Source organism: Prevotella sp. PTAC, assembly GCF_013166535.1.
In the GTDB taxonomy this organism is placed as follows: Bacteria; Bacteroidota; Bacteroidia; order Bacteroidales; family Bacteroidaceae; genus Prevotella.
Genome location: NZ_JABKKK010000001.1, coordinates 25,373 through 39,487 on the forward strand (window position 1 = coordinate 25,373; position 14,115 = coordinate 39,487).

15 protein-coding genes are annotated in these 14,115 nt (G+C 49.8%); 9 read left to right on the top strand and 6 right to left on the bottom strand.

Annotated features, from left to right (window positions below; translation table 11 throughout):
- Positions 1 to 63 precede the first annotated feature (63 nt).
- From HPS53_RS00115 to HPS53_RS00125, 3 genes are all read left to right on the top strand, one after another.
- A complete protein-coding gene (locus HPS53_RS00115) occupies positions 64 to 309 on the top strand; it encodes a GlsB/YeaQ/YmgE family stress response membrane protein (protein ID WP_104368877.1) in 246 nt (81 codons plus the stop codon).
- Between the two features lie 243 nt (positions 310 to 552).
- On the top strand, positions 553 to 1,053 hold the full coding sequence (locus HPS53_RS00120) for a low molecular weight protein-tyrosine-phosphatase (RefSeq protein ID WP_172203714.1): 501 nt from the start codon (positions 553 to 555) through the stop codon (positions 1,051 to 1,053).
- An 86-nt stretch (positions 1,054 to 1,139) separates the two neighbouring features.
- Complete coding sequence (locus HPS53_RS00125; protein ID WP_172203716.1) at positions 1,140 to 1,715, top strand: DUF5106 domain-containing protein; 576 nt, start codon at positions 1,140 to 1,142, stop codon at positions 1,713 to 1,715.
- Positions 1,716 to 2,123: 408 nt separating this feature from the next.
- Here the strand turns inward: HPS53_RS00125 and mtgA are convergent, their stop codons facing one another.
- The gene (mtgA, locus tag HPS53_RS00130) at positions 2,124 to 2,837 is read right to left on the bottom strand and encodes a monofunctional biosynthetic peptidoglycan transglycosylase (RefSeq protein ID WP_172203717.1); all 714 of its coding nucleotides are present in this window, start codon (positions 2,835 to 2,837) and stop codon (positions 2,124 to 2,126) included.
- Position 2,838: 1 nt separating this feature from the next.
- On the bottom strand, positions 2,839 to 3,513 hold the full coding sequence (locus HPS53_RS00135; RefSeq protein ID WP_104368880.1) for an OmpA family protein: 675 nt from the start codon (positions 3,511 to 3,513) through the stop codon (positions 2,839 to 2,841).
- A gap of 127 nt (positions 3,514 to 3,640) precedes the next feature.
- On the opposite strand from HPS53_RS00135, the gene proS reads away from it, so the two are divergent.
- On the top strand, positions 3,641 to 5,122 hold the full coding sequence (proS, locus tag HPS53_RS00140) for a proline--tRNA ligase (RefSeq protein ID WP_104368881.1): 1,482 nt from the start codon (positions 3,641 to 3,643) through the stop codon (positions 5,120 to 5,122).
- Positions 5,123 to 5,268: 146 nt separating this feature from the next.
- Here the strand turns inward: proS and HPS53_RS00145 are convergent, their stop codons facing one another.
- The 4 genes from HPS53_RS00145 to HPS53_RS00160 are packed head-to-tail and all read right to left on the bottom strand — an operon-like array spanning position 5,269 to position 7,675.
- The gene (locus HPS53_RS00145) at positions 5,269 to 5,853 is read right to left on the bottom strand and encodes a Maf-like protein (RefSeq protein ID WP_104368882.1); all 585 of its coding nucleotides are present in this window, start codon (positions 5,851 to 5,853) and stop codon (positions 5,269 to 5,271) included.
- A gap of 1 nt (position 5,854) precedes the next feature.
- Positions 5,855 to 6,373 carry an HAD family hydrolase gene (locus HPS53_RS00150; protein ID WP_104368883.1) on the bottom strand — a complete coding sequence of 173 codons (519 nt, stop codon included), beginning with the start codon at positions 6,371 to 6,373 and terminating at the stop codon, positions 5,855 to 5,857.
- The gene (locus HPS53_RS00155) at positions 6,360 to 7,145 is read right to left on the bottom strand and encodes a Rossmann-like and DUF2520 domain-containing protein (protein ID WP_172203719.1); all 786 of its coding nucleotides are present in this window, start codon (positions 7,143 to 7,145) and stop codon (positions 6,360 to 6,362) included. The genes HPS53_RS00150 and HPS53_RS00155 overlap by 14 nt, the downstream gene beginning before the upstream one ends.
- Positions 7,146 to 7,147: 2 nt before the next feature.
- A complete protein-coding gene (locus HPS53_RS00160) occupies positions 7,148 to 7,675 on the bottom strand; it encodes a nitroreductase family protein (RefSeq protein ID WP_172203721.1) in 528 nt (175 codons plus the stop codon).
- Between the two features lie 677 nt (positions 7,676 to 8,352).
- Here HPS53_RS00160 and HPS53_RS00165 point away from each other — a divergent pair.
- The 5 genes from HPS53_RS00165 (at position 8,353) to HPS53_RS00185 (ending at position 14,099) form a co-directional block, all read left to right on the top strand.
- Positions 8,353 to 9,348: a GNAT family N-acetyltransferase gene (locus tag HPS53_RS00165; protein ID WP_104368886.1), complete on the top strand. Its 996-nt coding sequence runs from the start codon at positions 8,353 to 8,355 to the stop codon at positions 9,346 to 9,348.
- Between the two features lie 47 nt (positions 9,349 to 9,395).
- Entirely contained in the window at positions 9,396 to 11,783 is a 2,388-nt protein-coding gene (locus tag HPS53_RS00170; RefSeq protein WP_371741716.1) for a carboxypeptidase-like regulatory domain-containing protein, read from the top strand.
- A 96-nt stretch (positions 11,784 to 11,879) separates the two neighbouring features.
- Positions 11,880 to 12,284 carry a methylmalonyl-CoA epimerase gene (gene mce, locus HPS53_RS00175; protein ID WP_104368887.1) on the top strand — a complete coding sequence of 135 codons (405 nt, stop codon included), beginning with the start codon at positions 11,880 to 11,882 and terminating at the stop codon, positions 12,282 to 12,284.
- A gap of 12 nt (positions 12,285 to 12,296) precedes the next feature.
- Positions 12,297 to 13,862 (top strand): acyl-CoA carboxylase subunit beta, encoded by a 1,566-nt coding sequence (locus HPS53_RS00180; protein ID WP_104368888.1) that lies wholly within the window; start codon positions 12,297 to 12,299, stop codon positions 13,860 to 13,862.
- Positions 13,863 to 13,943: 81 nt separating this feature from the next.
- A complete protein-coding gene (locus tag HPS53_RS00185) occupies positions 13,944 to 14,099 on the top strand; it encodes a hypothetical protein (RefSeq protein ID WP_172203723.1) in 156 nt (51 codons plus the stop codon).
- Positions 14,100 to 14,115: the final 16 nt, after the last annotated feature.

The window sequence follows — 14,115 nt, forward strand, 5'->3', positions numbered from 1 at the left end:
ATGCCCGAAGCTGATGCATGAGATAAGTAAAAAGATTGTTTAACGCATTAAAATTTGAGAGTTATGACAGGATTAATTGGTTCGATTATTATCGGAATTTTAGCCGGTTTCTTAGCCGGTAAGATTATGAGAGGCGGCGGTTACGGCTGCTTGATCAATTTGCTTCTCGGTGTTGTCGGTGGAGCGTTTGGTGGTTGGATATTCAATGCTCTGGGGATCTATTGGGGCGGAACCATCGGTCAGCTTGCGACCGCGGTTATCGGAGCCGTTTCGTTATTGTTTATCGCATCATTATTCAAGAAAAGTTAAGGAGGTGTTCTAATACTATAATCATGGCGCGACAGGGCCGCAACCCGGTTGCGCCATGATTGTTTATCGGCGGTTTTATAAAAAAACGGGCATATCGGCCACCATACGCACACGCCATTTGGCACACTGCGGGCATGACGGCCGTTATTTGCGTAAAAATCACTATCTTTGCGGCATAGAAACCGACGCCGGCCACCGTGTGTAAAGCCTAACGATGCAGAGCGTCATCATACCAAAACGACAATGAAACAGATAAAAGAAAACACATCGTTGCTGTTCGTATGCCTCGGCAATATATGCCGGTCACCGGCCGCGGAGGGAATAATGAGACACATCGTGGAACGCAGGGGCCTGGAAGACAGGATTAAGATAGACTCGGCCGGTGTCAGCGGTTGGCATGAGGGAGAACTGCCCGACAGGCGGATGAGAAGCCACGGAGCCGACCACGGATATGATTTCAGCAGCCGTTCGAGACAGTTTTCGAGAGACGATTTCAAGCGTTTCGACCATATCGTGGTGATGGACGACGACAACTATTCCGACATTACAGCCATGGCACGCAACGAAGACGAGCGCAGCCGTGTGGTGATGATGACCGACTTTCTTCGCAATCACACCGGACACACATCCGTGCCAGACCCTTATTATGGCGGCGACAGAGGCTTCGAGCTTGTCATCGAGCTGCTCGAAGATGCATGCGAGGGGCTTCTCGAACAGGTAATAAAAGACCTTGACATCCGATGACACACGTGAACTGCACCCAAAAGTTTTTTGTCTAACTTTTGGGGTGCAGCTCACTTTTTGGGGTCACTTCACACGGCACACAGCACATGGCAGAGAAATATCTCTACGACCCAAACTCACCAATGCTCAACGAAGAACTGTATATCACTTTCCTCGAAGAAATCATGCGAAGCCCGTTGCTCGATGACACGGAAAAGACCAAACCGGCTTTCGCCCTTAAAGCGGCGAAGAAAAACCGTCTCGGAACCGTTGCGGCCGACTTCGAATACACAGACAGGCACGGCCGACGACGCTCGCTGCACGGCACAAAAGCCGAGACTACGGTACTCGTGTTCTACGACCCCGACTGCGGACACTGCACCGAAATAATGAAAGAGCTGAAAGATGATGCCGCACTGCGCAAAGCCACTCAAGAAAACAGGGTGACCGTGCTCGCTATATATTCCGACGGCGACCGCAAACTGTGGGACGAAACCAAGGACTCGCTACCGGCCGAATGGCTCGCAGGCTTCGACATTTCGGATATACAGCGGCGCGGAACTTACATTCTGAGGGCAATGCCCACCATATACATGCTCGACAGTTCGAAAACGGTGTTGGCGAAAGACGTGATGCCGACATTCATACATGCCGCACTGAGCGGAAACACCGCGCAACAATAAAAAACGCGCTATAATAAAAAGCAGGAATGCCGCCATAAGCAAGACTACAGCGCAAAGCGAACGATATAACAATACCGACACACAGTCTATATATATGAGAGCAAAAGCGCCCGACAGCCAGTAGACGGCTGTTCACAGAGGCTCCCGGAACACATTGCCGGGAGCCTCTGTGCGCTTTACATATATGACAGAAAGCACAAAAGAAGACCGTGCACACAAGGCAAAGTCAACCGCATACAAACAGAAAAACTCAATTGCCCCACTCCCAAAGAAAAGATACACGAAACTTATTGTCTACTCGGCAATTGCCGGTAGGCATAATTAAGGTAAGCTATAAAATAAAAAAACGGAATAAGCAATAAATAAAATGTATAAACACCCGACAAGACAATATCGAGTAAAAGAGCGTCATTTGCCTATATCCTCACCTTCACGAGGGAGTTTTTTTACGTATTTCATCTCGTGAAGTATCCTTGCTTTACGTTTTATGACATAAGGACTCGGACGAGAAGAATCAAAACGGATTGGATTCGGCAAAGTCGCGGCGATAAGCGCACATTGCCCGCTTGTAAGCTCATCGGCGCTACATCCGAAATTAGAGCGTGCCACAGCCTCAGCCCCATATATACCGTCGCCCATCTCAATGGAATTGAGGTACACTTCCATTATGCGCTGTTTACTCCACATCAATTCGATAAGAGCGGTGAAATATACCTCAAACGCCTTTCTTGTCCACGTGCGTCCGGGCCATAAAAAAACATTTTTTGCCGTCTGCTGTGATATAGTGCTGGCACCCAACCTACGCTTGCCGTTGCTTCTGAGATTACGTCGAGCGGCGCTCTCTATAGCCTTAAAGTCAAATCCATGATGTGAAAGAAAATGTGAATCCTCGCTTGCCATGACGGCCTTGGGCAAATCGGGAGATATTTTTTCAAGCGGAACCCACGTATGACGCAAACGTATTTCCTTGCCTTCCATAACCTGTTGCCCCACCCTTATGAACATGAGCGGAGTGAAATAAACCGGCAAGAAACGTAAAGCCACAACAGAAAGAATGGTGGAGCCTAAAAAGACTACCACCATCCATCTTAAAATCTTCTTGATTTTCTTCAACAACAGCATATTATTGAAGTGTTCCGTTCTCTGCGGCCTTAACCATCTGCTCGCTTGCATACATGTAAACCTCCACGCGGCGGTTTTGCTTGCGGCCTTCAACAGTCGAGTTGTCGGCAACAGGATTTGACGAACCCTGACCCTCAACAGACTTGATCTGTGAAGCGGAAACGCCACAGCTCTTCAAGTAATTGGACACGCTGTTGGCGCGGCTTACGGAAAGCGGCTGGTTGATTGCGTCAGAACCGGTATTGTCGGTATGGCCATATATAGCCACATCACAATCCTTGTACTCGTTAAGCACCTTGGCGAAACTTGCCAGGGAATTCTTTGCCGCAGTGTTAAGGTCAGCCTTGTTTGTGGCAAAAAGGATACCGGAATCAAACGTCACCTTCACGGCAGGAAGTCCGTTAGCGTCTTTAACCTCCTGAACCTGGGCATTCTGAACAGCCTCGGCTCTCTTCTTTGCCTTGTCCATACGATTACCGATTATAGCACCCGTACCGGCACCGACAGCGGCTCCGAGAGCGGCTCCCACTCCGGTATTACCGGCTATTTTACCTACTATCGCACCCAAAACGGCTCCACCACCCGTACCGATCGCGGCACCTTTCTGAGTGTTATTACATCCTGTCAATACAATACCAAGACAGAGAACAAAAGTAAAAATCTTAAACTTTTTCATATTGCTATTAAACTATTAATTAATACTCGAATTTGATGCAAAGATAGTCTATTTATCCCAATACTGAACAGTTTACAACTTTTTTTTGTACTTTTGCAATCAAATTATGATAAAATAAGTAAGAAACATGGCTAAGGAACTAAAAGAACTAACAAAAAGAGCCGACAATTACAGTCAGTGGTACAATGATCTTATCGTAAAGGCTGAACTTGCGGAACAGTCTGCCGTCAGAGGATGTATGGTTATCAAGCCATACGGATATGCTATATGGGAAAAAATGCAACGCCAGCTTGACAACATGTTCAAGGAGACAGGCGCACAGAACGCCTATTTCCCGCTTCTTATACCCAAGTCATTCCTTTCAAGAGAGGCCGAGCACGTCGAAGGATTTGCCAAAGAGTGCGCCGTTGTCACCCATTACCGTCTCCGTGCCAAGGAAGACAAGAGCGGTGTCGAGGTAGACCCGGCCGCACGTCTCGACGAGGAGCTTATCATCCGTCCCACATCGGAAACCATCATCTGGAACACATATAAGAACTGGATTCACTCATGGCGCGACCTGCCCTTGATGTGCAACCAATGGTGCAACGTGATGCGTTGGGAAATGCGCACCCGCCCGTTCCTCCGCACGAGCGAATTCCTTTGGCAGGAAGGACACACCGCCCACGCCACACGCGAGGAGGCGGAAGAGGAAGCAAAGAAAATGCTGCACGTCTATGCCGAGTTTGCCGAGCAATGGATGGCCGTGCCGGTACTGCAGGGCGTGAAAAGCGAGACCGAACGGTTTGCCGGAGCCCTCGACACATACACCATCGAGGCAATGATGCAGGACGGAAAAGCCCTTCAAAGCGGCACCAGCCACTTCCTCGGACAGAACTTCGCCAAGGCTTTTGACGTCACATACCTTAACAAAGACAACAAGCCCGAATATGTATGGGCCACATCATGGGGCGTATCGACCCGCCTTATCGGCGCCCTCATCATGACACACTCCGACGACAACGGTCTCGTACTGCCTCCGAAACTTGCTCCGATACAGGTTGTCATAGTTCCTATAACCAAGGGTGCGGAGCAATTACAAGCCATCACCGAGAAGCTCACTCCCGTGATAAGCGCCCTCAGGGCTGCCGGCATCAGTGTCAAGTATGATGATGCGGACAATAAACGCCCTGGATTTAAATTTGCCGACTATGAACTGAAAGGCGTTCCGGTACGTCTCGTCATGGGCGGACGCGACCTTGAAAACAACACCGTCGAGGTAATGCGCCGCGATACGCTTGAAAAAGAGACGGTATCATTGGACGGTATAGTGGAATATACCGGTAAGTTGCTCGATGACATACAGAAGAACATACTCGAAAAAGCGCGCAAGTATCGTGACGAGCGCGTGTATGAGTGCGACAACTACGAGGAATTCAAGGAGAAAGTGAAGAACGGCGGTTTCTTCCTTTGCCACTGGGACGGCACGGCCGAGACCGAGGCTAAAATCAAGGAAGACACCCAAGCCACGATACGCTGCGTGCCGTTTGCATACGAGCAGACTCCCGGTGTCGACATGGTAAGCGGCAAACCTGCCAAGTGCCGTGTGATAATAGCCAGAAGCTACTAATAGGACAAAATACGACAAACTTTCGGCCATCGGCCGCATGAATATACGGTGATGACAACCATCCCGTAAATAAAAGATATCCATGCGGCCGATGGCCGAAAATTTGTTTATGGCGTCGAGCCGTTTAGTACGGCAACGGAAAAAACTCAGAAATCGAGCAGTTCGCTGTATATACGCTGTACCGGCAAGCCCATTACATTAAAGTAACTGCCCTCAAGACCCGTAACACCTACATAACCTATCCACTCCTGGATACCGTATGCCCCTGCCTTATCAAACGGACGGTATTCCGATATGTAATAGTCTGTCTCCTCGTCTGTCAGAACCTTGAAGGTGACATCCGTACTGACAGAAAACGACGTTCTTCTGCCACACGTGACGATGCAGACTCCAGTGACAACCTGATGGGTTCTACCGCTGATTTTTCCCAACATCACCCTCGCCTCATCACCGTCAGCAGGCTTTCCGAGCACCTCATCGCCCACAATTACCACCGTGTCGGCCGTTATTATAAGCTCATCGCTCCCCATACGGTCAAGATAGGCTTCAGCTTTTTTCTCGGCTATATACCGGGGGATATCGGCCGTGGCGAGTTTTCCTTCGGGATAGCTCTCGTCTATATCCGGCAATACCCGCACTTCGAAATCTATTCCAAGTCCGGCAAGCAGCTCACGCCTGCGCGGCGAGTTGCTCGCCAGCACAATCCTGTATTTCTTTAAATTATCCAACATATCACCACCCGAATGCTTTGGCACCGCTGAGCCACAGCCCTTTCGCGCGCAACACCTGTTCTATTACATCACGGCCGCAACCGTTTCCACCGGTCTTGTCGCTTACATAAACCGAAATGTCCTTTATATCGGGACAAGCGTCTGCCGGACATACCGGACAGCCCACACGCCTCATTATCTCATAGTCTGGAATGTCGTCGCCCATATATATGACCTCGTCGTCGCCAAGCCCGTACTTGGCGAGGAACTCCTCGTATGTTTTCAACTTCACGGAGCATCCCATGTATATATCCTCGACGCCAAGTCCCTCGTAACGCTTGCGTATGCTCTCAGTCTTTCCTCCCGTGAGAATAACGATGCGCAAGCCCGATTTCTGTGCCAGCTGTATCGCATAACCGTCTTTTATGTTGACGGTGCGCATAGGCTCTCCGTTCGGATGCAGCGTCACTGTCTGCATGCTCAGCACTCCGTCAACATCGAATATCACGGCACGCACTTTCTTCAAATCATAGTTTATCATTGTCCAACTCTTTTCTGTGAATACTTTTACTCATCAGTTCATATATATCTTTCATCAGCGGCCTGTCGGCAAGCATGCCGCTCTGACGGCGGATGACATTCACATCGTACCTGACGGCAGGCCCCGTCTGCGCCGATGCCGGCGACATACCGTGCACCTTGCGCGCCGTCTCGTCTATCAGCGGCAGCATAACATCAAACGGTATTCCCTCAGAGGCAAGAATGTCGGCCGACAACGCGTAGCAATGGTTCACGAAGTTGCAAGCGAATACGGCCGCGAGATGAAGCGTGCGGCGGGAAGCCGACGACAGCTTTGTGACACTACCGCCAACCGTTCCGGCCAATCCCGCTATCTCACCTGCCGTAATCTCGTCAGACGCCTCAATGAAAAACGGTATCACGCTGAAATCAGCCGTTTTCTCTTTGGAGAACGTCTGCATAGGGTAAAGCACCCCGTAGCGCTCCGCCAAGCCCTTGAACACGTCGACAGGCATGCTACCCGCCGTATGGACAAAGAGCCTGTGCTCCCGCCCGCGACATACACTGGAAGCCACATCGCGCAACGCCGAGTCGCTGACACATATTATATATATGTCGGCATCACTTATCACGGCCTCGACATCGGTAACCGAAGAGGCTCCTACCTTCTCTGCCAGTGCTGCGGCAGACTCACGGGTGCGGCTGAACACCTGCACGATATCATGTCCGGCACATAGCAACGCCTGCCCCAGATTGTGAGCCAGCCGACCGGCACCGATTAAGACGACCCTCATTGTCAGAACTTGTTTATGTGCACATTCTCCCACTTCAACTTATCCTCGTTCTGCGGTTTGCGCTCATCAGCCTTCCTGCCTACCGCCAGCACGCACAGCACGCTGTAATTGTCGGGAATGCCGAGTATGCCACGTATTATGGAGTCGGCATCCATCCCGTCGCTCAGCCCCCTGCCTCGCATCTGTATCCAGCATGTGCCCAGTCCGAGTTCCTCTGCCTGATACTGCATGGATATGGCCGCTATCGAACCGTCTTCCACCCAGCAGTCGTTCCGCATGGCATCGCCAAGCACCACTATCGCCAACGGAGCGCCTTTGAGAAACTGCGACCCCATGTCCTTGGCATCGGCCAGCTTGTTTATGTCTTCCTTATCGTCGACCACTATGAAATGCCAGCCACGCTGTCCTTTTGAGGTTGGCGACATCAGTCCGGCACGGATTATTGTCTTCAAGTCATCCGCATCAATCTCGTTTCCGTCAAATTGTCTGTGACTGCGACGCAGTTTCACAAGTTCTTTAAAGTCTGTCATAACAATATATATGATTTATACACCTGTATGCAAAGATAATCGTTTTTTTTCTGTTACGTGTGTGTACCGCATTTTTTTAACGCCCGCATAATACGTCATGTAATAATATTATCATAAAAAAACGACTATGCTTTTTCTCAAACCGGAACGGCAACACGATATACATCCATATACCACACTGCGCCCAGAAACAAGTTTTTTCGCAACGAGCGGCTCGTTGCCTCACGTTTAGCACTCCGTTGCGCTGCGTTTAGCGTCCCGTCACAATACAACGGGATACCGAATGCGGGCCAACGGGACACCCGTTGCAAAATATAAATGAACAAGACAACAGAAAACCGGCATATTTCATAAGGAGAATCCGCGCCATCCACGTAACCGACTACATATCAATACTTTATAAAAACAGCTCAAAATCCGCTTATTTTCAATGCCCTGACTTTAATTTTAAAAAAAACGAAATATGAGAGGCTGTTTGTAAACATAATTCCGAATTTACGCAACCATACTCTATGTGAAGGAAAAACAATCCGAAACAGGCAGCAAACACACCGGCATAAAAACATTATCCCCACATCCGCAAACCCGCCAGGCACCCCACGACCGTTTACAGCGCCAATCCGCATTAAATGTCTGAATAATAGCGTTTTTATCAAAAGTTTTCGTATTTTTGCACTATGAAGGATGTCGCAGTCACCATATACCGACGCAGCGAAGATCTGCCAACAATGGAATACAAGAGTTTCTTTCACGGCAAATCACTGTTCGCGCTATACGAACAGACACCCCGCCATGTGCCATACATGGCCGTAGCGACAGATGCCGACGGCAAAGTGCTATGCAACATGCTTGCCGTTGTGCGGCATAGGTTTTCAGTATTTCCTCCATACATATACCGCCACTGCCGCATACACGGAGAGGGCGACTACCACCATAATGACAAGCGCACCGAAGAGGCCGGCTATCCGAAAGGTGAACTGTTCGGCCTGGTGCTAAGCAGGCTGACAAAAGAGTTGCAGGGAAAGGTTCTTTATTTCGAGTTCAGCCACATAAGTACAAAGATGTTCGGATATAAGCAGTTCAGGACGGCCGGCTATTTCCCCGTACACTGGATGAGCATACACAACTCACTGCACAGCAAAGCACCGGAAGAACGGCTCGGCCGTAAGACAAAGCGATACATAGAAGACGGATATAAAAAGGGAGTGGAGACAAAGGAGGTAGAAGGAGACGAAGAGTTTGCCGCGTTCTCGGAACTGATGCACAGGCACAACATCCTGAAACCCAAACGCTACATACCCGGCGATATATTTTTCAGAGGTCTTAAAGACAGCGGCTCCGGCAAGCTCTTCATCACCAAATACAAAGGCATGACCATCGGATGCTGCGCCTGCGTATACTCGGACGGCAATGCTTACCTGTGGTATGCGGCTTTCAGGAGAAAGAGCTTCATCAGACTACATCCCGACACGATGACGATATGGCACGCCATCAGACATGCGTACGACAACGGGTACGGCCATATATTTTTCATGGACGTGGGACTGCCGTTCAGCAAAAACCCGTTCAGGGAGTTCATCCTGCGTTTCGGCGGCAAACCGGCAAGCACGTTCAGATGGTTCCGCATATCGGTAAGGTGGCTGAACGCCATGGCCTGCTGGATGTACCGCTAATATCCGTACCACGCAATAATAAACGAAATTATGCGTTATTTAATTTGATGGAAAAGATTTATCCGAGATATGTCATAACGCTCATCATCCTCATGGCGGCATGCACGCAAACCCTTGCAGACAACTTCACTCTTACCGGCAAGGTAGTGGACGAGGAGCACAACCCGATAGAACTGGCAACAGTGTCCTGTCTTGAACAGGGCAAGGTGACGGCAACCAATCTGAAAGGAGAGTTCAGCATAACGCTGAGCTCGGCCGACAGCGTGGTAGTCAAGTTTTCCATGATCGGCTACAACGCCCGCAAAAGAGTGTTCCGCAGGCCGAAAGGAAAACTCAACATCGAGGTGACACTACCGTCGATGGCCGCTCTCGGGGAGGTGGTAATCAGCGAGAAACGCCGCCAGACGACCGGAACCGAACGGCTGGACATAAAAGACATCAAAGGAGTGCCAACGGCTACAGGCAACGCCGTGGAGGAACTGATACAGCAGCAGGCGGGAGTGTCGACCCACAATGAGATGTCGTCGCAGTATAATGTCAGGGGCGGAAGTTTCGACGAGAACTCCGTGTACATCAACAACGTGGAGATATACCGCCCGCTTCTGATACGAAGCGGACAGCAGGAGGGTCTCAGCGTCATCAATCCGGACATGGTAGAGTCGATAGCTTTCTCGTCGGGCGGATTTGAGGCGAAGTATGGCGACAAGATGTCGTCGGCTCTCGACATAACATACAGGCGTCCGAAGAAGTTCGAAGCGAGCGTCTCGGCATCGCTGCTCGGCGCCGGGGCATACATAGGTTTCGGCAATAAGAAGTTCTCCATGAGCCACAGTGTCAGATACAAGACAAACAGGTATCTGCTCGGCTCGCTCGACACCAAAGGAGAGTATGACCCGAACTTCCTCGATTATCAGACTTACATAAGTTACAGGCCAAACCAACGGTGGACGATCGACCTGATAGGCAACATATCGGAAAACCACTACAACTTCACTCCCACAGACCGTGAGACATCGTTCGGAACACTGGAAAACGTAAAATCGTTCCGCGTATATTTCGACGGACGCGAGAAAGACATATTCAGGACCCTGTTCGGCACGCTCAGCATATCGCGCCATTTCGGGTCGAACACATCCCTGTCGCTGCTTGCATCGGCATTTCACACAAAAGAGCAGGAAACTTATGACACGCAAGGCCAGTACTGGCTCGACGACACGCAGACGAGCACCAATCTCGGAGTGGGCACATATATGGAGCACGCGCGCAACTACCTGACAGCCGATGTACAGAACTTCAAACTGATGATGAAGCACAAGATGAAACGGCACGACCTCGAAGCAGGACTGACATACAAGATTGAAAAAGTAAAAGAGAACTCACGCGAATACGAGATGAGGGATTCCAGCGGATACTCCATCCCCCACTCTCCAGACCGGCTCGACATGATATATTCCATGAAATCACAAAACACGCTGAGCAGCAACCGTCTCGAAGGATATGTACAAGACACTTACAGATTCTCGACAGGCACGGAACGGCAGACACTGTACACACTCAACTTCGGCGTGAGGTTCAGCCACTGGTCGTTCAACAAGGAGACGGTGGTGTCGCCTCGAATGTCGCTCGCCATCATACCGGCATTCAACCAGGACATAACATTCAGGTTGGCTACCGGTATTTACTATCAGACACCGTTTTTCAAAGAACTGCGAGACACCACGATGGCAAACGGAGCCACGACGGTCACGCTCAACGAGAAAATCAAAAGCCAACGTTCGATACACTTCGTGGCGGCATTCGACTATAAATTCAAAATGAAGGAAAGACCGTACAAGTTCACGGCCGAGGCTTATTACAAGGCATTGGGAAACATAATCCCCTACAACGTGAACAACGTGAAAATAACATACTACAACGGCAACCAGTGCAGCGGATACTCGGCAGGCATAGATATCAAGCTATACGGTGAGTTTGTGCCGGGCACAGACTCATGGGTGACATTCTCACTGATGAGCACAAAACTGAAAATGAACGGTATGTGGGTTCCAATGCCTACCGACCAGAGATACGGCGTCAACCTGCACTTCACGGACTATTTCCCCGGAACGGAACGCTGGAAAATGACACTGAAACTGGCTTTCGCAGACGGTCTGCCGTTCGGAGCACCGCACAAAGGACTGGAATATCAGCATTTTCGCGCTCCGGCATACAAGCGTGCCGACGTGGGCATGAGCTACAAGGCATACGACAATGAAGACAAAAAGAAAAAAAGCGTATTCAAGAATATATGGCTCGGCATAGACTGCCTGAACCTTTTCGGCATAAGCAACGTCAACTCGTACTATTGGGTGACGGATGTCACCAACCAACAGTATGCCGTGCCCAACTATCTCACCGGCCGACAGATAAACGGAAAGGTACTGTTTGAGTTCTGACGGCTTAACAATATTTTCGTAAATACATACATAATTATTAATAATAATCATTAACTTTGCAGGAATTTAAAAGATAACATAATTAAAAATAAAGTTATGAAGATTTCACACATTGAGCACCTCGGTATCGCGGTGCAGAGCATAGAGGAGTCTCTTCCTTATTTCGAGAACGTACTTGGATTGAAGTGTTATAATATCGAAGAAGTGGCAGACCAGAAAGTGAAAACAGCCTTCCTGAAATGCGGCGAGGTCAAGCTCGAACTTCTCGAACCGACATCACCCGACAGTACTATACAGAAATGGCTTGACAAAGGCAACCACGGTGTACACCACGTGGCATTCTGCATCGAAGACGGTGTGGCAAACGCTTTGGCCGAGTGCGACGAGAAAGGAATTAAGCTGATAGACAAGGCTCCGCGCAAAGGTGCGGAAAACCTGAACATCGCGTTCCTGCATCCGAAATCTACTGTCGGCATTCTTACAGAACTTTGCGAACACTAAAAATAAAGAATAATGAGCAAACAATTAGAAAAAATCAAGCAACTCATCGAAAAGCGCGAACAGGCCCGTATCGGCGGTGGTGAGAAAGCAATAGAAAAACAGCACGCACGCGGCAAGTACACAGCACGCGAGCGTATAGACATGCTGCTCGACGAAGGCAGCTTCGAAGAGTATGACATGTTCAAACTGCACCGTTGCACCAACTTCGGAATGGAGAAGAAACTGTATCTCGGAGATGGCGTGGTGACTGGTTCGGGAACAATCGACGGTCGTCTTGTTTTCATTTTTGCCCAGGACTTTACCGTAAACGGAGGTTCGCTTTCGGAAACCATGTCGCAAAAGATCTGCAAGGTAATGGACATGGCCATGAAGATGGGCGCGCCGGTGATAGGCATCAACGACTCGGGCGGCGCACGTATCCAGGAAGGAATATGCGCCCTGGCCGGATATGGAGAGATCTTCGAGCGTAACATCCTCGCATCCGGTGTCATCCCACAGATAAGCGGTATTTTCGGCCCGTGTGCTGGCGGAGCGGTTTACTCTCCGGCACTCACAGACTTCACGCTTATGATGGAGAACACCTCATATATGTTCCTCACGGGTCCGAAAGTGGTGAAGACCGTGACAGGAGAGGATATCGACCAGGAACATCTCGGCGGCGCGAGCGTTCACGCAACCAAGAGCGGCGTGACCCATTTCACCGCGTCGACAGAGGAAGAGGGTATCCAGATGATTAAAACCCTGCTCAGCTACATACCTTCCAACAATATGGAGACGGCTCCGAGAAAGAACTGCGACGACCCGATCGACCGCCTGGAAGACACACTGAACGAGATCATTCCCGAGAGCCCCAACGAGGCATACGATATGTACAAGGTGATCGGCTCTATCGTTGACAACGGTGAGTTTTTCGAAGTACAACCCAAATTCGCCAAGAACATCATTGTCGGCTTCGCACGTTTCAACGGCCAGAGCGTCGGTATTGTCGCCAACCAGCCCTCATGCTATGCAGGTGTTCTCGATGTTAACGCAAGCCGTAAAGGCGCACGCTTCGTGAGATTCTGCGACGCATTCAATATTCCTATCGTGTCACTCGTAGACGTTCCCGGATTCCTGCCCGGCACGGGACAGGAGTACAACGCTGTCATACTGCACGGTGCGAAACTGCTTTACGCATACGGAGAAGCCACCGTTCCAAAGATTACGGTCACACTGCGCAAGAGCTATGGCGGAAGTCACATCGTGATGGGTTGCAAACAATTGCGTGCCGACCTCAACTATGCATGGCCCTCGGCCGAGATTGCCGTGATGGGAGCATCGGGAGCTGTTGCCGTCCTCTGCGCAAAAGAAGCAAAAGCAAAGAAAGACGCAGGCGAAGACGCCAACGCTTTCCTTGCGGAAAAAGAAGAAGAATACACAGAGATGTTCGCCAATCCTTATCAAGCGGCCAAGTATGGCTACATTGACGATGTGATAGAACCGCGCAACACACGTTTCCGCATCTGCCGCGCACTGGCTCAACTCGCCACAAAACGCGAGAGCCTGCCCGCCAAGAAGCACGGAAACATCCCTATGTAATTTCAGAGATTTCAGCAAGAACTGGGAGAATGCGTGTATATCGTTCTCTCAGTTCTTTTTAAAGAATAAAACAAATGAATCATGAAACAACAAAATGAAGTTTTCGCAGCCATTGCACTGGCCATTCATGAGTATCAAGGAAACAATGTGCACGATGACGAATCGGGCAAGATAACGATTTTGAAACATGATACCCAATGGAACGGACACGCCTTTTCAATGACCGAACATCCATAAAGATACATAGGAGAAT

What these genes read in the sequence shown, in the direction of transcription:
- HPS53_RS00115 (WP_104368877.1), top strand. Translation starts at nt 64, where the DNA reads ATGACAGGATTAATTGGTTCGATTATTATCGGAATTTTAGCCGGTTTC.
- HPS53_RS00120 (WP_172203714.1), top strand. Translation starts at nt 553, where the DNA reads ATGAAACAGATAAAAGAAAACACATCGTTGCTGTTCGTATGCCTCGGC.
- HPS53_RS00125 (WP_172203716.1), top strand. Translation starts at nt 1,140, where the DNA reads ATGGCAGAGAAATATCTCTACGACCCAAACTCACCAATGCTCAACGAA.
- mtgA (WP_172203717.1), bottom strand. Translation starts at nt 2,837, where the DNA reads ATGCTGTTGTTGAAGAAAATCAAGAAGATTTTAAGATGGATGGTGGTA.
- HPS53_RS00135 (WP_104368880.1), bottom strand. Translation starts at nt 3,513, where the DNA reads ATGAAAAAGTTTAAGATTTTTACTTTTGTTCTCTGTCTTGGTATTGTA.
- proS (WP_104368881.1), top strand. Translation starts at nt 3,641, where the DNA reads ATGGCTAAGGAACTAAAAGAACTAACAAAAAGAGCCGACAATTACAGT.
- HPS53_RS00145 (WP_104368882.1), bottom strand. Translation starts at nt 5,853, where the DNA reads ATGTTGGATAATTTAAAGAAATACAGGATTGTGCTGGCGAGCAACTCG.
- HPS53_RS00150 (WP_104368883.1), bottom strand. Translation starts at nt 6,373, where the DNA reads ATGATAAACTATGATTTGAAGAAAGTGCGTGCCGTGATATTCGATGTT.
- HPS53_RS00155 (WP_172203719.1), bottom strand. Translation starts at nt 7,145, where the DNA reads ATGAGGGTCGTCTTAATCGGTGCCGGTCGGCTGGCTCACAATCTGGGG.
- HPS53_RS00160 (WP_172203721.1), bottom strand. Translation starts at nt 7,675, where the DNA reads ATGACAGACTTTAAAGAACTTGTGAAACTGCGTCGCAGTCACAGACAA.
- HPS53_RS00165 (WP_104368886.1), top strand. Translation starts at nt 8,353, where the DNA reads ATGAAGGATGTCGCAGTCACCATATACCGACGCAGCGAAGATCTGCCA.
- HPS53_RS00170 (WP_371741716.1), top strand. Translation starts at nt 9,396, where the DNA reads ATGGAAAAGATTTATCCGAGATATGTCATAACGCTCATCATCCTCATG.
- mce (WP_104368887.1), top strand. Translation starts at nt 11,880, where the DNA reads ATGAAGATTTCACACATTGAGCACCTCGGTATCGCGGTGCAGAGCATA.
- HPS53_RS00180 (WP_104368888.1), top strand. Translation starts at nt 12,297, where the DNA reads ATGAGCAAACAATTAGAAAAAATCAAGCAACTCATCGAAAAGCGCGAA.
- HPS53_RS00185 (WP_172203723.1), top strand. Translation starts at nt 13,944, where the DNA reads ATGAAACAACAAAATGAAGTTTTCGCAGCCATTGCACTGGCCATTCAT.